This window comes from Klebsiella pasteurii (assembly GCF_018139045.1).
GTDB classification, from domain to species: domain Bacteria; phylum Pseudomonadota; class Gammaproteobacteria; order Enterobacterales; family Enterobacteriaceae; genus Klebsiella; species Klebsiella grimontii.
Genome location: NZ_CP073236.1, coordinates 1,679,470 through 1,699,379, shown reverse-complemented (window position 1 = coordinate 1,699,379; position 19,910 = coordinate 1,679,470). Strand labels below are relative to the sequence as shown.

At 55.5% G+C, this 19,910-nt stretch carries 18 protein-coding genes; 10 read left to right on the top strand and 8 right to left on the bottom strand.

Features of this window, described 5'->3' with window-relative positions; all coding sequences use genetic code 11:
* The first annotated feature begins 85 nt into the window (after nucleotides 1-85).
* Genes KCG39_RS07995 through KCG39_RS07980 form a run of 4 tightly spaced genes read left to right on the top strand, consistent with a single transcriptional unit; the run spans nucleotide 86 to nucleotide 4,031 of the window.
* Complete coding sequence (locus KCG39_RS07995; RefSeq protein ID WP_004121936.1) at nucleotides 86-1,525, top strand: circularly permuted type 2 ATP-grasp protein; 1,440 nt, start codon at nucleotides 86-88, stop codon at nucleotides 1,523-1,525.
* Nucleotides 1,519-2,448 carry an alpha-E domain-containing protein gene (locus tag KCG39_RS07990; RefSeq protein WP_004121935.1) on the top strand — a complete coding sequence of 310 codons (930 nt, stop codon included), beginning with the start codon at nucleotides 1,519-1,521 and terminating at the stop codon, nucleotides 2,446-2,448. Before KCG39_RS07995 ends, KCG39_RS07990 begins: the two co-directional genes overlap by 7 nt.
* Nucleotides 2,445-3,260, top strand: coding sequence for a transglutaminase family protein (locus tag KCG39_RS07985; RefSeq protein ID WP_004121934.1), 816 nt, complete (start codon nucleotides 2,445-2,447; stop codon nucleotides 3,258-3,260). The genes KCG39_RS07990 and KCG39_RS07985 overlap by 4 nt, the downstream gene beginning before the upstream one ends.
* Nucleotides 3,261-3,278: 18 nt before the next feature.
* The gene (locus KCG39_RS07980; protein ID WP_004121932.1) at nucleotides 3,279-4,031 is read left to right on the top strand and encodes a proteasome-type protease; all 753 of its coding nucleotides are present in this window, start codon (nucleotides 3,279-3,281) and stop codon (nucleotides 4,029-4,031) included.
* Here the strand turns inward: KCG39_RS07980 and KCG39_RS07975 are convergent.
* Nucleotides 4,016-4,783, bottom strand: a complete 768-nt coding sequence (locus KCG39_RS07975) for an AraC family transcriptional regulator (protein ID WP_087828981.1) — start codon at nucleotides 4,781-4,783, stop codon at nucleotides 4,016-4,018. The two genes, KCG39_RS07980 and KCG39_RS07975, sit on opposite strands and share 16 nt — an antisense overlap.
* A gap of 94 nt (nucleotides 4,784-4,877) precedes the next feature.
* On the opposite strand from KCG39_RS07975, the gene KCG39_RS07970 reads away from it, so the two are divergent.
* Nucleotides 4,878-6,017: an MFS transporter gene (locus KCG39_RS07970; protein ID WP_211811580.1), complete on the top strand. Its 1,140-nt coding sequence runs from the start codon at nucleotides 4,878-4,880 to the stop codon at nucleotides 6,015-6,017.
* A 121-nt stretch (nucleotides 6,018-6,138) separates the two neighbouring features.
* On the opposite strand, the gene KCG39_RS07965 is transcribed toward KCG39_RS07970, so the two are convergent.
* Together KCG39_RS07965 and KCG39_RS07960 are read right to left on the bottom strand one after the other, a co-directional pair.
* Entirely contained in the window at nucleotides 6,139-6,459 is a 321-nt protein-coding gene (locus KCG39_RS07965) for an AzlD domain-containing protein (protein ID WP_049113028.1), read from the bottom strand.
* 1 nt (nucleotide 6,460) lies between these two features.
* On the bottom strand, nucleotides 6,461-7,204 hold the full coding sequence (locus KCG39_RS07960; RefSeq protein ID WP_004121919.1) for an AzlC family ABC transporter permease: 744 nt from the start codon (nucleotides 7,202-7,204) through the stop codon (nucleotides 6,461-6,463).
* Between the two features lie 129 nt (nucleotides 7,205-7,333).
* Between KCG39_RS07960 and KCG39_RS07955 the strand changes: the two genes are divergently transcribed.
* On the top strand, nucleotides 7,334-8,158 hold the full coding sequence (locus KCG39_RS07955; RefSeq protein WP_004121916.1) for an AraC family transcriptional regulator: 825 nt from the start codon (nucleotides 7,334-7,336) through the stop codon (nucleotides 8,156-8,158).
* Here the strand turns inward: KCG39_RS07955 and KCG39_RS07950 are convergent.
* Together KCG39_RS07950 and KCG39_RS07945 are read right to left on the bottom strand one after the other, a co-directional pair.
* Nucleotides 8,155-8,841, bottom strand: coding sequence for an RluA family pseudouridine synthase (locus KCG39_RS07950; protein ID WP_142468175.1), 687 nt, complete (start codon nucleotides 8,839-8,841; stop codon nucleotides 8,155-8,157). The two genes, KCG39_RS07955 and KCG39_RS07950, sit on opposite strands and share 4 nt — an antisense overlap.
* 59 nt (nucleotides 8,842-8,900) lie before the next feature.
* Nucleotides 8,901-9,794 carry a LysR substrate-binding domain-containing protein gene (locus KCG39_RS07945; protein ID WP_004121910.1) on the bottom strand — a complete coding sequence of 298 codons (894 nt, stop codon included), beginning with the start codon at nucleotides 9,792-9,794 and terminating at the stop codon, nucleotides 8,901-8,903.
* A gap of 315 nt (nucleotides 9,795-10,109) precedes the next feature.
* Here KCG39_RS07945 and pckA point away from each other — a divergent pair, with 315 nt between their 5' ends.
* Nucleotides 10,110-11,750 (top strand): phosphoenolpyruvate carboxykinase (ATP), encoded by a 1,641-nt coding sequence (gene pckA / locus KCG39_RS07940; protein ID WP_049115016.1) that lies wholly within the window; start codon nucleotides 10,110-10,112, stop codon nucleotides 11,748-11,750.
* A 229-nt stretch (nucleotides 11,751-11,979) separates the two neighbouring features.
* Nucleotides 11,980-12,465 carry a hypothetical protein gene (locus tag KCG39_RS07935; RefSeq protein ID WP_004121904.1) on the top strand — a complete coding sequence of 162 codons (486 nt, stop codon included), beginning with the start codon at nucleotides 11,980-11,982 and terminating at the stop codon, nucleotides 12,463-12,465.
* Between the two features lie 96 nt (nucleotides 12,466-12,561).
* On the opposite strand, the gene KCG39_RS07930 is transcribed toward KCG39_RS07935, so the two are convergent.
* Entirely contained in the window at nucleotides 12,562-13,089 is a 528-nt protein-coding gene (locus tag KCG39_RS07930) for a lipocalin family protein (RefSeq protein WP_004121901.1), read from the bottom strand.
* Between the two features lie 238 nt (nucleotides 13,090-13,327).
* On the opposite strand from KCG39_RS07930, the gene uraH reads away from it, so the two are divergent.
* Nucleotides 13,328-13,738, top strand: coding sequence for a hydroxyisourate hydrolase (gene uraH / locus KCG39_RS07925; protein WP_004121899.1), 411 nt, complete (start codon nucleotides 13,328-13,330; stop codon nucleotides 13,736-13,738).
* A 79-nt stretch (nucleotides 13,739-13,817) separates the two neighbouring features.
* On the opposite strand, the gene KCG39_RS07920 is transcribed toward uraH, so the two are convergent.
* A complete protein-coding gene (locus tag KCG39_RS07920) occupies nucleotides 13,818-14,252 on the bottom strand; it encodes a PTS mannitol transporter subunit IIA (RefSeq protein WP_004121893.1) in 435 nt (144 codons plus the stop codon).
* Nucleotides 14,249-15,688, bottom strand: a complete 1,440-nt coding sequence (locus KCG39_RS07915; RefSeq protein ID WP_142446627.1) for a sugar porter family MFS transporter — start codon at nucleotides 15,686-15,688, stop codon at nucleotides 14,249-14,251. The genes KCG39_RS07920 and KCG39_RS07915 overlap by 4 nt, the downstream gene beginning before the upstream one ends.
* A 1,006-nt stretch (nucleotides 15,689-16,694) precedes the next feature.
* Here KCG39_RS07915 and KCG39_RS07910 point away from each other — a divergent pair.
* Complete coding sequence (locus tag KCG39_RS07910) at nucleotides 16,695-19,907, top strand: molybdopterin cofactor-binding domain-containing protein (RefSeq protein ID WP_142468174.1); 3,213 nt, start codon at nucleotides 16,695-16,697, stop codon at nucleotides 19,905-19,907.
* The last annotated feature ends 3 nt before the right edge of the window (nucleotides 19,908-19,910 follow it).

Sequence of the window (19,910 nt, the reverse complement as noted above, 5' to 3'; positions counted from 1 at the left end):
ATCGCCGCGCTGCGCTACCTGGCATAATTAATGCTTATCTCTTACCGGGATTACCTCAAAGTGAGTACAACCGGAGGAGACGGCCATGATAAAAATAACGCTTCCTGACGGGCATTATTATGATGAGATGCTTACCGCACAGGGAGAGCAGCGTCAGCACTATAACGCCTGGTGGCAATGGTTTCGCAGCACCGATCAATTCTCTATCCGGCAGAAAAAAGAGCAGGCGGAGCTGCTCTTTCACCGTATCGGCATCACCTTTAACGTCTACGGTGAGGATGAGGGCACCGAACGACTGATCCCTTTCGACAGCGTGCCGCGCATTATTCCCGCCGGCGAGTGGCAGCGGATTGACCGCGGCATCCGCCAGCGGGTGAAAGCGCTCAACGCTTTCCTTTATGATATTTACCACGATCAAAACATCCTCCGCGCCGGGCTGATCCCGGCCGAGCAGGTGCTGGCTAACGAACAGTATCAGCCCTGTATGCAGGGGATAAATTTACCCAATAACACCTATGCCCATATCACCGGGGTCGATATGGTGCGCAACAGCGACGGCCAGTATTACGTGCTGGAGGATAATCTGCGCACGCCTTCCGGCGTCTCCTATATGCTGGAAAACCGCAAAATGATGATGCGGCTGTATCCTGAAATGTTTGAACAGCACCACATTGCGCCAGTCGAACGCTACCCCAGTTATCTGCTGCAAACGCTGCGTGAAAGCTCGCCGGTGGACGATCCGTGCGTGGTGGTGATGACGCCAGGACGATTTAACAGCGCCTATTTTGAACACAGCTTTTTGGCCCAGCAGATGGGCGTTGAGCTGGTGGAAAGCGCGGATCTGTTTATTAAAACCGGGGCGGTGTACATGCGTACCACCGAGGGGCCGCGGCGGGTGGACGTCATTTACCGGCGTATCGACGACGCGTATCTTGACCCGCTGGCCTTCAAGGCCGACTCCATGCTAGGCGTTCCGGGCCTGCTGTCGGTATATCGCGCTGGGGGCGTGGTGCTGGCCAACGCCATCGGCACCGGCGTCGCCGACGATAAATCGATCTACCCCTTCGTGCCGGAGATGATCCGCTTCTATCTGGGCGAACAGCCGATCCTGAGCAATATTCCCACCTGGCAGTGCCGTAAAGCGGAGGATCTCAGCTACGTGCTGAGCAATCTTGAACTGATGGTGGTGAAGGAGGTTCACGGCGCGGGCGGCTACGGGATGCTGGTCGGTCCGCGCTCGACTAAAGAGGAACGCGAAGCGTTCCGCCAGCGCCTGCTGGCGAATCCGGCCAACTATATTGCCCAGGACACCCTGGCGCTCTCGACCTGCCCAACCTTTGTCGACGAGGGGCTGGCGCCGCGCCATATCGATTTACGTCCCTTCGTGCTCTCCGGCCAGGAGATCCGCCTGGTTCCCGGCGGCCTGACCCGGGTGGCGCTAACCGAAGGCTCGCTGGTGGTGAACTCGTCGCAGGGCGGCGGCACCAAGGATACCTGGGTGATGGAGGATGATGAATCATGTTAAGCCGCACAGCGAGTGAACTCTTCTGGATGGCGCGCTACCTTGAGCGCGCGGAAAGCTATGCCCGGGTGCTCGACGTGACCTGGAAGCTGTCGATGATCCCCCGCCACAGCCAGCAGTCGCGGGATTTAGCCTTACCGCTCAATTTGTCGCTGACTCACGAGCTGTTTCAGGCGCGCCACGCGCGTTTCACTATGAGCAACCTGCTCAATTTTTTCGCCCTCGACGGCAACAACCCGTACAGCATTTTCAGCTGCGTCGAGATGGCGTGGAACAACGCCCACGCGGTGCGCGGCAGCCTGTCGGCGGAGGTGTGGGAAAGCATCAACGCCACGCGTATTGAGCTGCGGAAACTGCGCCAGCAGGGGATCGGCGAGCTGGGCAATGACGCTTTTTTTGAATGGGTCAAAGAGCGGGTGCATCTGTTTCGCGGGGCGATTCTCGGTACGCTGCTGCGCAATGACGCCCTGAGCTTTATCGGCATCGGGACGCTGATCGAACGGGCGTCCGCCACCGCGCAGCTGCTGTTGATTAAGGATCAGCAGTTGACCAGCGATCCTGACCCGGTACGCGAGTACTACCGGCTGGATACGCTGCTCAACGCGGTCAGCGCCCGCGAGGCCTATAACAGCATCTACCGCCAGCCGGTAAGCCGCGAGACGGTAATGGAACTGCTGATCCTGCGCGATGATGTACCGAGATCGCTAAGAGCGAGCATCTCCGACCTCGTCGGGCAACTGGAGCAGATTGCCAACGATCGCTCGCACCTGCCGCTGCGCCTGGCGCACCAGCTGAACGTCGACCTGCGCTTCAGCACCCGTGACGATCTGGCGCAGGCCGATTTACAGATCACCCTTAATGCACTGCTGGCGCGGATTAACGCGCTTTCTGACAGCATCAGACAAACCTATCTGGAGGCGTTATGAAACTGGTTATCGATCACCTGACCCGCTACGGCTATGATGAAGAAGTGAAGTTTTCGACCCAGTATCTGCGCCTGACGCCGCGCAGCACCGGCCGCCAGAAGATCACCGCCTGGTCATTGACCTTGCCGGACGGTTCCGCCGTCGCTACCACCGACGCGTGGGGCAACGTGCTGCACGTGCTGACGCTGGATAATCCGCATAAAGAGATAACCATTCGCGCCAGCGGGATCGTCGATATCGCGGAAGAGGGGGACGATATCGGCGCGGAGCCGCAGGAGCTGCTTTCGCCGCTGGTTTTCTTGCGTTGTACGCCGCTTACGCGCGCTGACGGCCCGATCCGCGAATTCGCCCAGCGCTGGTATCAGCCCGAGGCGCAGGAAGAGAGCCTGAACCAGTTAATGGGCGAACTACTGTTGAGAATGCCCTATTCGCCGGGCGCCACGCAGGTGCAGGATTCCGCCGCCGATGCCTTTGCGCGCGCGAAGGGCGTTTGCCAGGATCACACCCATGTGTTTCTCGCCTGCTGCCGGGCGCTGGAGATCCCGGCGCGCTACGTCAGCGGCTACGTCTACAGCGATAATGCCGAGCACGTCGCCATGCACGCGTGGGCCGAAGTATGGCTCAACGAGCGCTGGCAGTCGTTTGATATCACCAATAACACGCGCAGCCTGAATCAACATTTGCGGCTGGCGACCGGGCTGGACTATCTTGATGCGTGCCCGGTTCGCGGCACCCGCCTCGGCGGCGGGGGAGAAATCATGTTAACTAACGCTGAAGTGCGCGAGCATTCGCAGCAGGCGCAGCAGCAATAACGGCAGGAACGAAAAACGATGACCTACTGTGTGGCCATGTGTTTGTCAGATGGACTGGTATTTGCCTCAGACTCCCGCACCAACGCGGGAGTGGACCATATTGCAACGTTTAAAAAACTGCACGTTTTCCATCAGGATGGCGAACGGGTCATGGTGCTGCAGTCGGCGGGAAACCTGGCCACCACGCAAAGCGTGATTAGCCTGCTCAGCGGCCGCATTCGTACCCAGCAGGAGCCCAATCTGATGCAGGTGACCTCGTTATACGACGCGGCGATGCTGATCGGTAAAACCTTGCAGGAGGTGATTCAGCGCGACAGCAGCAATCAGCAGAACTGCGGCAATACCAACTTCAACTGCAACCTGCTGCTCGGCGGGCAGATCGCCGGGGAAACGCACCGGCTGTTTCATATCTACCCGGAAGGCAACTTTATCGAAGCCACACGCGACACGCCCTATTTCCAGATTGGCGAGAGCAAATACGGCAAGCCGATCATCGACCGGGTGTTGACCATCGATACTCCGCTGGAGCAGGCGATGTGCTGCGCGCTGATTTCGATCGACTCCACCCTGCGCAGCAATCTTTCGGTGGGGCTGCCGCTGGACACGCTGCTGTACCGCAGCGGGAGCCTGAGCAGCGCCGAACAGCATCGGATCACCGAAAGCGATCCCTATTTCAATACCATTCGCAAAGCGTGGTCCGAGGGGCTGCAAAGCACCTTTCTCAAGCTGCCGCCGTTTACGCCGGGCGGCCAGAATCAGGCGGAAAAATAACGCCCCGGCGTCATGCCGGTCATGGTGCGGAAAAAGTAGATAAAAGCGCTATCGCTGGCGAAGTCGAGCGCCTGCGCCGTATCGGTGATGCGCTCCCCGGTTGCCAGCATCTCGACCGCTTTCATTAATCGCCACTGTTGTCGCCACTGCTGGTAGGTCATCCCGGTATCGCGGCGGAACAGGCGGCTGATGGTTTTTTCGCTGGCGCCGCAGCGGGCAGCGAGCGCCCCAAGCGCCGGCGGCAGCGCGTCGCCGCAAAGGCTTGCCAGCCGTTTATCCTGTGGCAGCGCGAGCATCATCGGCTCCTGGGCCGCGAGGCGAATTTCCGCCTGGCACAGGGCGGCAAGATGCCGCGCCGGTTCGGCTTCCCAGTCGGTATCCCAGGGGCTGGCGCTGATGCGTTCTAATAGTTCGCGCAGCAGCGGCACCACGTTGAGTATCGCCGACTGTGTTGGCAACTGAGGGTAACGCTGCGGCTGAAACCAGACGGAACGATAATCGACAATGTTTTTCATCTCCGCGCGATGGCTGACTTCAGCGGGGATCCAGGCCGCGCGTCCCGGCGGAAGCAGGCACAGAAGGGCGCCATCGTTGAGGGTCAAACGAACGCATCCCTGACGGGTAAACAGGATCTGCGCCATCTTATGCCGGTGGCTGCCGGAATCGTGATCCCCTAACGCCGACTGTACGCCAATCAGGCGAGTTTTTAAGGTATCCGGATCGAATGCGGCATCAGCGTCAAGCCAGGCCATAATGTCTGATTTCCGATATTTAAAGTCATTATGTTTATAATGTTCGAAAAACGGCCTGCCTACAATAGCGCCTCTTGTTTATCCGGAGGTGGATATGTTGGGACGTGCCGCGCTGGTGCTGGTTACCGCGCTACTGATGTTTCCGCAAATAGCGGAAACGATTTATAGCCCGGCGTTGACCGATATCAGCGCCCAATTTTCCGTGAGCGCGCCGCAGGCGGCGCAAACCCTCTCCGTCTACTTTATCGGTTTTGCCGTCGGCGTACTGCTGTGGGGCGGTTTCAGCGATCGCTACGGCCGGCGTCCGGCGCTGCTGGCCGGGCTGGGCGTTTATGCGATGGGATGCCTGATGGCGCTGTGGGCTGCGGATTTTTCGTTGCTGTTGGCGGCACGGATAGTGACGGCTATTGGCGCGGCAACCGGCTCCGTAGTGACGCAGACGGTCCTGCGGGACTGCTATAGCGGGCGGCAGCTGGCGGGGATTTTTTCTTTTATCGGCATGGCGCTGGCGGTGAGTCCGGCCGTCGGAGTCTATATCGGCGGCGCACTGACCGCCATCTGGGGGATGCGCGGCGTCTTCAGCGCGCTGGCGCTTCTGGCCGCCGCGCTCCTGCTGGGCTGCCTGCGGCTGATGCCGGAAACGCGTCCGCAAAATCGCGCTGGGGAACCGTTTCTTCGCGTGATGCGGCGGATGGCGGGGGATAAATATGTCGCGCTGGCGGCAATACTGGTGGCGGCATTTAACGTCAGCCTGTTCAGCTACTACAGCCTGGCCCCGTTTCTGTTCGCCCGATTCAATCTTGATGCCCTGGCCTTTGGCTACAGCGGCGTGGCGCTTGCCGCCGGTTCGCTGCTCCGCGCGCTGCTTAACCGCCTGCTGCTGCGTCAGCATGTCCCACTGGGCCGAATACTGTCGATTGCCTGCATTCTGCACTTCGTCGGCGGCGTCGCGGTGTACGTGCTGCGGGAATCGATCTGGTTTGTGGCGCCAGTGGTGCTGGTGACCCTTGCCTATGCCATGGCGATCCCGCTGGTGCTGGGGTCAGCGCTGAGCGCCTACGGCGACTGTCGGGGCACCGCTGGCGCCTTTTTCGGCCTGTTTTATTATGTGCTGATTGGCGCCGGTCTGCTGGCGGCCGGGTGGGGGCAATCGCTGGGAGCGTCGCTGCTGGTTTGCGCAGGCGTGAGCATTTTTGCCGGGTGGCGCTATATCACCGTGTTCGACAGAGAATAAGGTCAGTTTCTGGCAAAGCTAAGCGATTTAACTTCTTTGTTATTTAACGCGATATCTCACACTTCGGGGGAGTAAAACGGTTAACGCGAAAAGGCAGTGGCAGATGACCACTGCCCGGAGGCTAGAGCAGGAAATAGCTGAAGGATGAAAAGGCTACCATACCAACGATCACGGTGGCGAAAAGACTGCGCGTGATCAGCCCAACAAGCGTCGCGGCAAGAGCGGCCAGCGCTGAAATACTGATACCCGATGGGGTTAATACCGGCTTGCCAACCAGTTCTGCCGTCACAATAGCCGCCATAATGGCAGATGGAATAAAGCTAAGCCATTGCTGCTGAGCCGATGGCAGACGAAAGCGTGAAAGGAGAAGAATCGGCGCCGTACGCATGAGCGCCGTTACCAGCGCTGAAGCAAGAATGGCCAGGATAATATTGCGATCCATTTTATTTCTCCTCTTTGTTACTGAACAGATACAACCCAGCGGTAGCCAGCGTTGCCGCTACAGAGGCTGCGGCGATAACGACGAGACTCATATCGATATGTCCAGAGGTAAATAGCGTGATGAGGACCGCGATACTAATGCTGAACAGTTCCAGCATTTTACGTTGGCTGGCAAACCACAGGGCCAAAACCAGGCCGATGAACATCGACACCAGACTAAAGCTCAATCCTTCCATCAACGATGATGGAAGCGCTGAGGCTAATACGGCGCCTGACACGCAGGCGAGGATCCAGTTTAACCATGCAGTCAGATTGAGTCCGAGCATCCATGGGTAAGTGATACTGTTTTTCCCTCCACCATGTTGTACCGCTACGCCGAAGGTTTCATCCGTCAGCAGCAGTCCGCTGATGATTTTTTGCAGCACCGTGTAGGGACGAAAGAAGATGCTTATGGCTGAACTCATCAACAGATAGCGCAGGTTAACCAGCAGTATGCTTAACACAACGGATGCAATTTCTGCACCGGTCGCCCAAAGCGAATAAAACAGGAACTGCGCCGAACCTGCATACAGGGCGCTGGCCAGCAGCGCTGTTTGAAGAGTGGAAAAACCGGATAGTGTCCCGATAGCGCCGGCGGCGAAACCGATGCTCCAGTAACCGGGAATGGTGGGGAGACAAGCGATGACGCCCTCACGGAATTGCGCTGATGCCCCATTCTTTGCCGAAGTTTTGATTGTAATTAACATTGATGACTTCCATTTTATGCGTTGCTGAATGGTAATCTTAAGAATTGGCCAGGGGCGCGATAGTAAAATCCTGCGCATTTGCGCAACGATCACGATATATATGGGAAAGGTACAAACTGGGGAGATGAGATGCGTGACGATATCAAACTCTGGCGGGACAGCAAACTCCACGGTGGTATGGAGATCCTGCGAGCATCCTGCTATGAACATAGCTATCCGCCGCATTTCCATAATGAATATGTGATCGCTGCTTTTGCACGCGGCGCACAGCGTACCCGTATTTGCCGTGAACGAGGCGTTGCGGCTGCGGGTACGGTGATGGTCATCATGCCTGGCGAGGTGCATACCGGTGAAGCAGTGCAGCGCGATGAGGGGTGGGATTACTGCGCTTTTTATCCCTCCGCAAGCCTGATTGACGAAGTCGCGGAAACGGTGATGGGTGGAAAGGGAGAAGTCAATTTCGGTGGTGAAGGAATGCGATACGATCCGCTTATGGCACGGAGCGTACTTAAGGCTTCCGCCGTGCTAGGCGCCAGCCGCGATTCACTGGAAAAAGAGTGCACTCTCTATCAGGTGCTTAATCAACTAGTGGGGCGCTATGCCGAACGCAGCGTGCGCGGAGGGCGACGACCCGCTGTGAGGGCTGATATTCGTCGGGCGATAGATTTTTTGCACTGCGCATATCAGCAGTCGCTGTCGGTCAAAGAGATCGCAACGGTCGCCGGGCTGAGCGAGTTTTATTTTATGCGCACTTTTCAGGCGCAGACGGGGTTATCGGTGCATCAATATTTGACCCAACTGCGACTGGTCAGAGCAAAAGGATTATTAGCGAAAGGTGCAGGTGCTGCGCAGGTCGCAACGGAGGTCGGTTTTTATGACCAAAGTCATTTGATTAAGTACTTCCGCTTGCATTTTGGCACCACTCCGGGCCTCTTCGCCGCCGCGTCTATTTAAAACCCGCTGGAACTTATCGCATCGATCCGCTCTCCGCTAACCGGATGCACGAAATGCAGTTCGCTGGCGTGTAGCATCAGGCGCGGCGCCTGTTCTGTTCCCGGAAGTAGCAGACCGCCGTACAGGTCGCAGCCCAGAATAGGGTGGCCAAGCTGCTGGCAGTGAATACGCAGCTGGTGGGTGCGGCCGGTTTCCGGCGTCAGTTGGACCCGCGTCACCGGCACGCTATCTTGATAACGCAGGCGCTCAACCACCCGATAGCCGGAACGGGCTGGCTTGCCGCGGCGCGGGCAAACCGTCATCAGCGGAAACAGCGCCGGATCTTTGGCTATCGGGGCGTCAATGGTACCTTCATCGTCCACCAGATGCCCGCACAGCAGCGCGCTGTAAACTTTGCTCACCGTACGCTGGCTGAACTGCTGGCAGAGGGCGGCGTTGATGGCCTTGTTGCGCGCAATCACCATCAGCCCGGAGGTGCCGAAATCAAGACGATGCGCCAGAGTGCAGCCGGGAAACTGCTGTACCAGCCGATAATGTACCGAGTCGAGATTGCGCGGGTTTTTCCCTGACAGGCTGAGCAAGCCTGCGGGTTTATCGATCAGCAGCAGATGCTCATCCTGATAGAGAATGTCAATTTCAGCGTGGCACGGCGGGGCGATAAAGGTATCGATAATCGTAGACATCAGGCTGCGCGAATAGTAAGTGGAGGCGGATGATAGCGAATTTTCCACCGCCAGGCGAATTATGCGCTCACGGCGCTCGTAGACTTAATATGCTGCCAGAAACGCTCGGCGGACTGATTAAGCCGCGCGCCGGAGCGATAGATGTAGGCGCCGATGGGCAGCGAGAGGCTCTCATCCATGATCGCCAGGCGGCCTTCCTCAAGCTCACGTTTGATCGAGTACTGCGGCAGCCAACCCACCCCGTCGCCGTTGAGGATCATGCGTTTTAATAGCTCGCTCATGGAGGATACGAAGGTCAACGAGAAGGTAATCTCCGGCTTGCGGTCGATAACCTGGTTCACCTGGCGACCCATATAGCTGTCGTTGGCATATTTCATCAGCGGCAGCACCCCGCGGTGCAAATTAAAAAGCGGCCTGCCGTGTTTATCACAGGGGGAGACGAGATGCAGCGCCGAGTCGAATATTTTGTGATTGATAAACGGATAGTTCATCAGTTCTTCATTATAAAACGACAGGATAAAATCACTCTTGCCTTCTTTCAGATTGAACACGGCGTCGTTAACGTTAATCGATTCAACATGAAAAGTTTTATTCTTTCTGTCGGTATAACCGGCGATAATTTCGGGGAGCAATAAAACGGAAAGGGAAGGCGCCGCGTCGATTCTTATTTTCTGGGTCGTGTTGTTCAGCCCTTTAATTCGGCTGATCTGGAAATCCATATCATCGAGCATATTACGCGCATAGCCGACAAATATCTTCCCCCGGTTGGTGAGCTGGAGCGGGTTCGCCGAGCGGTCGAAGATGCTGAAGCCCAGCGAGGCCTCAAGCGCCTGAATCCGGCGGCTGAAGGAGGATTGTGAGATATTCCGGCTTTTTGCCGCCAGCGTAAAGCTTCTGGACTCCTCAAGGGCAATCACATCGTAAAGCCATTTTACTTCAAGATTCGCCAGCACAGACTCTTTCCCCACCCCTGCAATAATAGCTATGCAATTTTAGCATAACGCATAGAAACTATGCAATTAACATAATTATCTACAGGTGTTAACATTTTCTGCAGAGTTAGCTTATGACTTATTCGTGCAAGCGATATTTCTAAAGTACAGGCGACACCCTACACGAGCACGATTTTACATCGCCGGCTCTGGTCTTCTCATCCTGTTTATTTAATTTTACGATGGTTTTTTTATTAAAATAAATCCATCCGTTTCACTGACAGGTTGAAATAGCCTAATAGCATCTTATCCAGCCAATAGTTTGTCAGGAGTGCCATGTCACGTATTGAATCAGTAAAAGACGCTCTTCTTTCGCTCGGTATTCAGGAGAGCAGCGAGCTGTTTTATAACCCCGATTACGACTTGCTGATTACGCATGAAACCAGCCCGGAATTAACCGGCGCGGCGCGCGGCGTCATGACCGAGTCCGGGGCGGTTGCTGTGGATACCGGGATCTTTACCGGGCGCTCGCCGCGCGACAAATATATCGTCAGAGACGAGCTGACGCGTGATACCGTCTGGTGGGCCGATTCTGGTCTGGGTCGCAACGATAATAAGCCGCTGAGCCGCGAAATCTGGGCTGACCTGAAGGCGCTGGTCGCCGGGCAATTGAGCGGCAAGAAACTTTATGTTGTTGATGCCTGGTGCGGCGCCAGCCCGGCGACGCGGCTGGGCGTCCGCTTTGTCACCGAGGTGGCCTGGCAGGCGCACTTTGTGAAAAACATGTTTATTGCGCCGAGCGCAGAGGAACTGGCTGAATTTACGCCGGACTTCGTTGTCCTCAATGGCGCCGGCTGCACCAACGATAAATGGCAAGAGCAGGGGCTTAACTCCGAAAACTTTGTCGCATTTAACCTGAGCGAAAAAATTCAGCTGATCGGCGGCACCTGGTACGGCGGCGAGATGAAGAAAGGCCTCTTCTCGGTGATGAACTATCTGCTCCCGCAGCAGGGAATCGCCTCGATGCACTGCTCGGCGAACCGCGGCGAAGCGGGCGACGTGGCGCTGTTCTTCGGCCTTTCCGGCACCGGTAAGACCACGCTTTCCACCGATCCGCTGCGTCAGCTGATCGGCGATGACGAGCACGGCTGGGATGATGATGGCGTGTTCAACTTCGAAGGCGGTTGCTATGCCAAGACCATTAATCTTGACCCGCAGGCCGAGCCGGAAATCTATCGCGCGATTCGCCGTAACGCGCTGCTGGAAAACGTGGTGGTCAGAGCCGATGGCAGCGTGGATTACGCCGACGGCAGTAAGACTGAGAATACCCGCGTCTCTTATCCGTTATCGCATATTGAAAACATCGTGAAACCGGTGTCGCGCGCGGGCCATCCGTCGAAGGTGATTTTCCTCGCCGCCGATGCGTTTGGCGTGCTGCCGCCGGTATCCCGCCTGACGACCGATCAGATGCAGTATCACTTCCTGTCCGGTTTCACCTCGAAGCTGGCCGGCACCGAGCGCGGCATTACTCAACCGACGCCGACGTTTTCCGCCTGCTACGGCGCGGCGTTCTTGCTGCTGCACCCGACGCAGTACGCCAGCGTTCTGGCGGCCAAAATGGCGGAGGCCGGCGCTGAAGCCTGGCTGGTTAACACCGGCTGGAACGGCGAAGGCAAGCGTCTTTCGCTGCGTGATACGCGCAATATCATCAGCGCGATTTTAAACGGTACCACCGGCGAGCTGCGTGAAGAAACCGTGCCGGTGTTCGGTCTCGCTATCCCGCAAAGCGTGCCTGGCGTCGACAGCACGCTGCTCGACCCGCGTAGCGGCTGGCCTTCTGCCGATAAATGGCAGGAGAAGGCCGAGAGCCTGGCGCAGTTGTTTATGGATAACTTTAAGCAATATAGCGATACCGACGCCGGGGCCCGGCTGGCGCTAGCCGGCCCGACGCTGGTCAAATCCGCCGTCTCCGCATAAGCTATTTTTTCCGCGTACAAGCCCGGGCAGCCGCCCGGGTTTTTTTATATCCGCAGCGTCCCTGGACCAGGAACTTGACTCTGCCTGGTTAGCGATTATAAATAAAGGGATGCGGGGTTAAGTATTGGGGCTAAATAACTTCATGGCACAATTGTCATGAGAATTATCCTGGCAATCCTGCTGCAATGCTCTCCCCGCTACGGGGGTACGGATAAATAAAGGAATGACTATGAAACTCTGGAGTAAAACGCTGATCGCTTCTGCCGTATGCTTATTTCTTGCAGGCTGTGATGATTCATCAAAAGTTGATGCCAATCTGGATAAAGCTAAAGATAATGCGCAACAAATTAAAGAGGCGGCGGCCGATAAAGCCGAGGCAATTAAGGATCAAGCCGATAAACACATCGACGCGATAAAAAAACAGGCGGCGGACGAGGCGAACAGTCTCAGCAGCCAGGCCTCCAGCATCAAGGCGGAAGCGGATAAAAAAGCGGAGGCTATAGCCCAGCAGGCGCAAGCTCAGGCTGATGCGGTTAAGCAGGATGCCCGACAGAAAAGCGACCAAATTGTCCAGGAAGCGGGAAAAATTAAAGACAACGCGATTGTTGACGCGAATAATCTTGCCAGCGACGCCGCGAATAAAACCAAAGAGATTAAAGAGAGTATCGCTCCCGCGAAAAGCGCTGACGATGCGACTGCAACTCCCCAACAATAACTCTGTCATTATCACCACCTTTTACGACATTATCTTCAGACCTCAGGTTGGCTGAAGATAATGTTCGTAAAAGAGGCCCGCGAACTATCCCCGGCGTTATCGATGATTCACCCAGACGAGCTTTTCGACCGGGAAACCGAGTTCCCGCGCAATGCTGAGATACTCCTGCTTCACGGATTCCGGGATGGTCGGCGTGCGCGACAGGATCCATAAATAGCCGCGATCGGGGCCGCTGACCAGCGCATATTGATACTGGCTATCCAGCGCAATCACGTTGTAGCCGCCGTAAAACGGACCAAAAAAGGAGACTTTCAGCGCGGCAGTGGTCGGCGCGCCGGTGAAATACGCTTTACCTTCGCTCTCGCTCCATTTCTGTTTCCGCGGATCGTAACCGCGGTTGAGAACGCTGATTCCGCCGTCATTCCGTTGACCGTAGGTTGCGGTTACCCGTTCCAGGCCCCGTTCAAAGCGGTTTTCAAGCCGGGCAATCTCATACCATTTCCCCAGATAACGGCTCGCGTCAAAGTTATTTATCGGCTGAACGCCCTTGGGCGGCGTAGGGGATTTACAGGCGACGAGCGTTAATGCAATAGCAACACCCGTCAGAACAGGCCATATCTTCATGAGAAGTCCTTTTGTGAACGCGGAGGAAAATAAGTATAGCGCAAACGAGCGGGCCTTTATTCACGCCCCGGGGATGCACATTATATTCAGATAATTCTATAACTTCGAATGGGCTGTTGCCCTGCTCGCTATTTTCCTCGTCCTGCTTTCGTTAAGGTGATTATCACAAAAAGTTGAATATATTTTAGCGGCCCAGGTGCTAACGTTTGAACGTTATTATTCACAACGGGAAAACATCGTGAAAAAATTATCCAGTTTGATTCTGTTATCTGCTATGTCTGTCGCTCCAGCCGCGTTTAGCGCCCCTGTCGGGACGCTCAGCGTGCATATTCTCAATCAGCAGACGGGGCTGCCTTCGTCGGGTGTGACCGTTACCCTCGAAAAACAGCAGGCGGATAAATGGACGGCGCTGGCGAGCGCCGTCACGGATAATGATGGACGTATTAAATCGCTGTATCCAGCAGAAGGGGATATGCAGCCGGGGATTTATAAAGTGACCTTTAAAACCGGCGATGATTTCAGCAAACAGAAGCTGGCGACGTTTTTCCCTGAGATCCCGGTACTGTTTACCGTGACGCGTACCAATGAAAAGCTGCATATTCCGCTGCTGCTCAGCCAGTACGGCTACTCCACCTACAAAGGCAGCTAATCGCTACGTCCATCCTGAATAAGCAAAAGCCTGCGCGAAAGCAGGCTTTTATCGGGCGACTATCGGGAGAGAGCCGTGCTTAGTGATTCTGCTGGAGGATCCTTAAAAAATCCTCTTTATTGGCAATCAACGACAGCGCTCTGGCGATGACTTCGTCGCTAAAGATCGACGCCACCTCTCGCAGCACATCAATATGCTCACTCTCTTTGGCGATCACGCCAATGGCAATAAACATAACGTTATTTCTGTCCCAGATCACACCGTCAGGGAACTGATAAATCTCCACTCCCGTTTTGACAATGATGCTGGTGGCTGATTTAGGCAGATGCGGTAGCGTAATGCCGTTACCTAAAAAGGTGGAGACCTGGCGCTCTCTTTCGGCAAGAAACGCCACGCAATCTTCGCTGACATACCCTCTGGCTTTGAAGTCCGCGCCGATCATGGCCAGCACTTCCGCTTTATTTTTCGCCCGGCACGACAGATGGAGATTATCCTGCGTAATAGTATCGATCATAATCCGCTTTCCTTGGTGGCCGTATTGAATCCTGCAGTAGATTTATTTGCCGACAGCTCCTCTTCCAGCTGCTCCAGCGATTTATTCGATGTTTCTGGCAGCGCCGTTATCACAAAAATAATCGCCAGGTAGTTGATCGCGGCAAAAATCAGGAAGACCGGACCTAAACCGAGCTTGGCCTGCAATAATGGGAACAGATAGCTGACGATGGCGTTCATCACCCACATGAAAAATACCGATATGCCCATCGACAGTCCGCGAAACTTCAGCGGGAAAAGTTCCGCCAGCACCACCCAGGTGATAAAGCCCATGGTGCCCTGCATCACGCCAACGAACATCGCGCCGAGCAGCCAGATTGCCGTTGCTTTGATGTCGCCGACCAGCATGTAGTCTACACCGGCAATGATAAGGTGCAGGGTGGCCATCAGCGCGAAACCATAAATAATGATGGTTTTACGTTTAAAACGGTCAACGAGGAACAGCACCCCAAAGAGCATGCCGCCGACGGAGAACACGCCATTGAGTACGTTGCAGATTAAGGACGTTCTTTCTGAGAAGCCGGCGCTGCTGAGGATCTCAGTACCATAGTACATGATGACGTTGACCCCGGTAGTTTGCTGCAGCGCCGCCCAAATCACGCCGACCAGCAGGAGTTTCAAAATCCACGGCGTCTGGAGAATGGTGATAAAGGCGTTCTGGGAATGCAGCTTTTTGTCCGCCTCGGCCTTAATCAACGTGGTGATATCGTTGAACTCTTTGGTTGCACGTTCAAGTGGGCGGATTTGTTTTAATATTTCCAGCGCTTCTTCATGGCGGTTTTTACTGATTAGCCAGCGCGGGCTTTCCGGCGACCGCAGCATACCGATAAACAGGCAGATGGCGGGGATTGTCTGCACCATCAGCATATAGCGCCAGACGTCCGGTAGATGGCCCCAGAGAATGCCAATAATGGCGTTGATGGCAAAGGCGGCGAGCTGTCCGATAACAATGGCGACTTCGTTTAAGCCGGTCAGCTTACCGCGCATTTCGGTGGGCGCCACTTCAGAAATAAAGGTGGGGGCGGTGACCGAGGCTCCGCCAACGGCATAGCCGAGGATGAAGCGTGAAATCAGCAGTACGGTAATGTCCGGCGCCAGCGCGGACATTAAGGCGCCGATGAAAAAGATGAAAGATAAAAAGAGCAGGTACTTTCTTCTGCCAAAGAAATCCGCGAATTTTCCGCCGAAAACGCTACCTAGCGCGGCGCCGATCAGCAACACGCTCATGACCAGGCCTTCTGTGGTTGGGGTCAAGGCCATATATTGTTTCAGTGAAGAAAATGCGCCATTAATAACGCCGGTGTCATAACCGAATAACAGGCCACCGAATGTCGCTACTAAGGTTATTTGGTGTAGTCGCTTTCTCTGCTGTAGGTTCAGATTCATAATAAGAGACATTTTTATACCTTTTGTTTTGATTAACGGCACGAGATAAAAATGTGTCATCCCATCCCAACCACGCTCTGTCTTTTCGCTTTATGAAGCCTGGCTGACATAAAATGGTTTTTTGCCCTGAGTGCTCCTATCCAGCGCGATTGCAGCGCGCTAAATAAAACCGGTTAAAGAGGTTTCTTTTTGATGAATGAGGAATCATCGGTATACGCGGGGTTTTGTCCTCCGGGATGGGTGAGGTTCAACATGTCCCGGGCAGCGTTGTGGTATGAACGGATGGTATGGCATGGGCCAACATAAACGGTTCTGATAACTCCTGATCTCACTTCCTTCATTGCATCCTCCGGGGTTAGGATTTCTGCTGCACCATCAAGGTGGTCAGGGTGCGTTTAGTGAGAAGGTATTATTACCGCTGCAACTGAAACAAAAATACAAACAGATCACATTTTGAAAGTTTTATTTCGATTTGTCGTTGTGGCTTATCTGTAACATCTATGTGTCTATAATAGCTATTTTTATAATTAACTGATATATAAAGTAATTTTTAGGATTGATTATGCCCTTTAACGGCGATAGCAGGGAAGTGAATTGTTAAAATTATGATATATATCACATTTGTTAGTATGCCTGGTTATGGAATTTAAATTTCATTATTGAGTTTATTTTATTTTTTATTCGAAATTTGAGAGGTGCAGCGGTAAGGGAAAATTTCAACGCATCGCGCCATCTGCGCGCTTTTTGACGCCGGTTGATGGGGTGAATAATACTTATGGTCAATATCTGGCGGTAGACCCCCTCTGAGTAATACCATCGAGAAGCGCCAATTATCATTGTGATACGCACGCTCTCTTTTTGATAATCCCTCTGACGATATCATCCGCCTTCGATGGTTTAACCTGCCGCTATTTTTAGAGACGCCTCACATAACTCAGCCTGAAATAACCCTTTATTTATAGATGGCATAGCCATTGCTTGATTCCGTTATCTTTCTTTGTGAGTGGAGACTGAAAATATGGATACATTGCTAGTTGGCAGTGAGGTGCCCCGCGTCGATGGGCTCGCCAAGGTGACGGGTAAAGCGGTCTATGGCGATGACATTATTATGAACAATATGCTATATGGCGTATGCCGCTACGTGGATATACCCGCCGGGCGCATCGATGCGCTCGACCTGTCGGAGGCGGAAAAAGTGCCCGGCGTCGTGCGTATTGCCACCTGGAATGATATCCCCGGCCAGCGCAAACTGGGGGCGATCGTTCCCGATCATCCGCCGATTATCGACAAGGAGATCGCCTATCGCGGCGACGTGGTTGCCGTGGTGGCGGCGGAAACCTACGAGGCAGCCTGCATCGCGGTCGATAAAATCAAAATCACCTACACCCCGTGGGAGCCTATTACCTCCCCGGAAGAGGCGATGAAGCCCGGGGCGCGCCTTATTCACAGCGAACTCGATAGCAACATCATTAACCGCCACCATACGGCGAAGGGCGATATCGACGCCGGATTCGCCGCCTCCAGCCATATTTTCGAACGCGAGTATGAGGTGGGTTTCCAGGAGCACGGCTATATTGAGCCGGAATCGATCACCGCCTACCTGGATAATAATGAACAGATAATGACCATCGAGGGGTCGATTCAGAATGCTCACCGTACCCGGGCGGTGATTGCCAAATACCTCGACCTGCCCCAGGCGAAGGTGAACATTAAGCGCTCCGTGCTGGGCGGTTCCTTCGGCGGCAAGGATGACATTATTGATAACGTCTCCTGCCGCGCGGCGCTGCTGGTGCACCTGACCGGGCGGCCGGTTAAGATCTCATATAACCGCGAACAGTCGATGCGCGAGAGCTACAAGCGCCACCCCTATAAAATGAAATACCGCATTGGCGTGGACGACGACGCGCACATTCAGGCGATTAAAATCGACATTATCGCCGATGGCGGCAGCTACTGCGGCCAGACGGTGTTTGTCACCTGGCGCAGTTCCGTGCAGGCCGCGGGCCCCTACAACATTCCTAACGTACGCGTCGATCTGGTGGGCGTTTACACCAACAACAACTACACCTCGGCCTACCGCGGCTACGGCGCGCCGCAGGTCATTTTCGCCAACGAATCGCTGATGGATGAGGTGGCGGGCGAACTGGGCCTGTCGCCCGTCGAATTCCGCCTGCGCAACATACTGAAGCAGGGCGATACCAGCATGGCCGGACAGGTCTTCAGCGAGCATACCGTCTCCGCGCAGGAGGTGCTGGAGAAAACGCTGCTCAAGGCCGAATACGAGGCCAAACGCGAGCACTACAAAAAGCTTAACGCGGAAGGCGGCCCGATCCGCTACGGGATTGGCTTCGCGCTGAGCCACCGCGGCTGCTCTCTGGGGGCCGAGGGGCTGGATGCGTCCTCGGCGCTGATTCAGGTGAATGCCGACGCCAGCGTCAACATCTCTACCTCGGTATCCGAGAACGGGCAGGGACTGCAGACCACCATGTCGCTGCTGGCGGCGGAAGCGTTCGGTATTGCGCTCGATCGGGTAATGTTTAGCGAACCGGCCACGGCGATGATCGCTGACGGCGGCTCAACGGTCGCTTCGCGCGGTACCCTGATGGGTGGCCAGGCGATTCTGAGCGCGGCGAACAAAATTAAACAACGCATGGCGGACGCCGTGAGGGAAACGCTGAAAGCGCAGAGCCTCGACGATATCGCCTGGCAAAATGGCAAAGTGTTCAACCGTCACAGCCCGGCACTTAGCCTCAGCTTCCAGCAGGTGTGCGATATGACCCGGGCTACCGGGGCAAACCTCTCCGCCTACGGCTGGCACGTGGCGCCGAATATTCACTGGGATGAGGAGAAGGGTTGCGGCAGCCCCTATTTCACCTGGGTGTACGGCTGCCAGTTGGCCGACGTGGCGGTGGATACGCGCACCGGTAAAATCACCGTCAATAACGTCGTCGCCACCCACGATGTCGGTAAAGTCATTAACCCGGTTGGTTTTAGCGGCCAGGTTTACGGCGGCGTGCTGCAGGGGATGATCGGTTACGGCATGCTGGAGGATTTCAACACCGAGCACGGCGTGGTGAAATCGGAAAACTTCGATACCTATCTGCTGCCGACCATCAAGGATATGCCGCACATCGATATCATTGCGGTGGAAAACTACGATCAAGCGGGGCCAATGGGGGCGAAGGTTATCGGCGAACCGGTACTGGAACTCGGCGCCGCGGCCCTCAACAACGCGGTGAGTTTCGCCATCGGGCGGCCTAACCGGACCCTGCCGCTAACCCTCGAGCAGGTTCGCCTGGGTTACAACCTCAAAAAACCGGAGCGCCAGAGCGAGCAGATGCTGGAGTCGGGTGATAAGAAACAGGTTCATCGCCTCAATACCCTGTCGCTGAGCGTACCGCAAACCCTGAAACAGGCCCTGACGCTGATGGCCGAGAAGGGGGCGATGCCCATCGCCGGCGGCACCGATGTGCTGGTGCAGGCGCGGATGCTGTCCGGCGAGGTGCCGCTTGTCAATATCGCCGGGCTGGCGGAGCTGAAGGAGGTCTTTGACGTGGAGGGCGGCGTCTCGATTGGCTCCGGTGTCTGCTTTACCGACCTGGTTAAGCATCCGTTGATTCAGCAGCGCTATCCGCTGCTGGTTACCGCCTGTAAAACCGTCGGCTCCCTGCAGCTGCGCAACCGGGCGACAATCGGCGGCAATATCGTTAACGCCGCCCCGTGCGCGGACTCCATGCCGCCGTTGATTATTTACGAGGCGGAGGTGGAGCTGCGCAGCGCGCGCGGAACGCGCCGGATGCCGGTCAGCGAATTTGTCGTGGGCGGCTATCGCACCCTTCTTGAGCCCGATGAGCTGGTTGTCCGCTTTATCCTGCCGGCGCCGACGCAGCAGCCGCTGATCAATCGCTATCTGCAGCTTGGCCGGCGCAATGCGTTGAACATTACGCGCCAGAGCCTGACCGGGCAGTTTATGGTCGATAAAGGCGTGGTTCGCCTGTGCCGTCTGGTGGATGGCGCGCTGATGGCCAAACCGCAGCGGCTGCTCGAGGTTGAGCAGGCGCTCATCGGCCGGACGCTGGACGCCGCCACCATTGACTATGCGGCCGGGGTGCTTCACGACAAGGTAGAGAAAGCCATCGGGGGACGCTGGTCAGCGCCTTATAAGGTCCCGGTATTTATCGATATGTTCCGGCAGATGCTGCAGGAAGTTATGACAGAGCAGAAAAAATAAGGA

Bases quoted from the DNA above. Each gene is read 5' to 3' on its own strand.
- KCG39_RS07995 (WP_004121936.1), top strand. From the start codon at position 86: ATGATAAAAATAACGCTTCCTGACGGGCATTATTATGATGAGATGCTT.
- KCG39_RS07990 (WP_004121935.1), top strand. From the start codon at position 1,519: ATGTTAAGCCGCACAGCGAGTGAACTCTTCTGGATGGCGCGCTACCTT.
- KCG39_RS07985 (WP_004121934.1), top strand. From the start codon at position 2,445: ATGAAACTGGTTATCGATCACCTGACCCGCTACGGCTATGATGAAGAA.
- KCG39_RS07980 (WP_004121932.1), top strand. From the start codon at position 3,279: ATGACCTACTGTGTGGCCATGTGTTTGTCAGATGGACTGGTATTTGCC.
- KCG39_RS07975 (WP_087828981.1), bottom strand. From the start codon at position 4,783: ATGGCCTGGCTTGACGCTGATGCCGCATTCGATCCGGATACCTTAAAA.
- KCG39_RS07970 (WP_211811580.1), top strand. From the start codon at position 4,878: ATGTTGGGACGTGCCGCGCTGGTGCTGGTTACCGCGCTACTGATGTTT.
- KCG39_RS07965 (WP_049113028.1), bottom strand. From the start codon at position 6,459: ATGGATCGCAATATTATCCTGGCCATTCTTGCTTCAGCGCTGGTAACG.
- KCG39_RS07960 (WP_004121919.1), bottom strand. From the start codon at position 7,204: ATGTTAATTACAATCAAAACTTCGGCAAAGAATGGGGCATCAGCGCAA.
- KCG39_RS07955 (WP_004121916.1), top strand. From the start codon at position 7,334: ATGCGTGACGATATCAAACTCTGGCGGGACAGCAAACTCCACGGTGGT.
- KCG39_RS07950 (WP_142468175.1), bottom strand. From the start codon at position 8,841: ATGTCTACGATTATCGATACCTTTATCGCCCCGCCGTGCCACGCTGAA.
- pckA (WP_049115016.1), top strand. From the start codon at position 10,110: ATGTCACGTATTGAATCAGTAAAAGACGCTCTTCTTTCGCTCGGTATT.
- KCG39_RS07935 (WP_004121904.1), top strand. From the start codon at position 11,980: ATGAAACTCTGGAGTAAAACGCTGATCGCTTCTGCCGTATGCTTATTT.
- KCG39_RS07930 (WP_004121901.1), bottom strand. From the start codon at position 13,089: ATGAAGATATGGCCTGTTCTGACGGGTGTTGCTATTGCATTAACGCTC.
- KCG39_RS07920 (WP_004121893.1), bottom strand. From the start codon at position 14,252: ATGATCGATACTATTACGCAGGATAATCTCCATCTGTCGTGCCGGGCG.
- KCG39_RS07915 (WP_142446627.1), bottom strand. From the start codon at position 15,688: ATGTCTCTTATTATGAATCTGAACCTACAGCAGAGAAAGCGACTACAC.
- KCG39_RS07910 (WP_142468174.1), top strand. From the start codon at position 16,695: ATGGATACATTGCTAGTTGGCAGTGAGGTGCCCCGCGTCGATGGGCTC.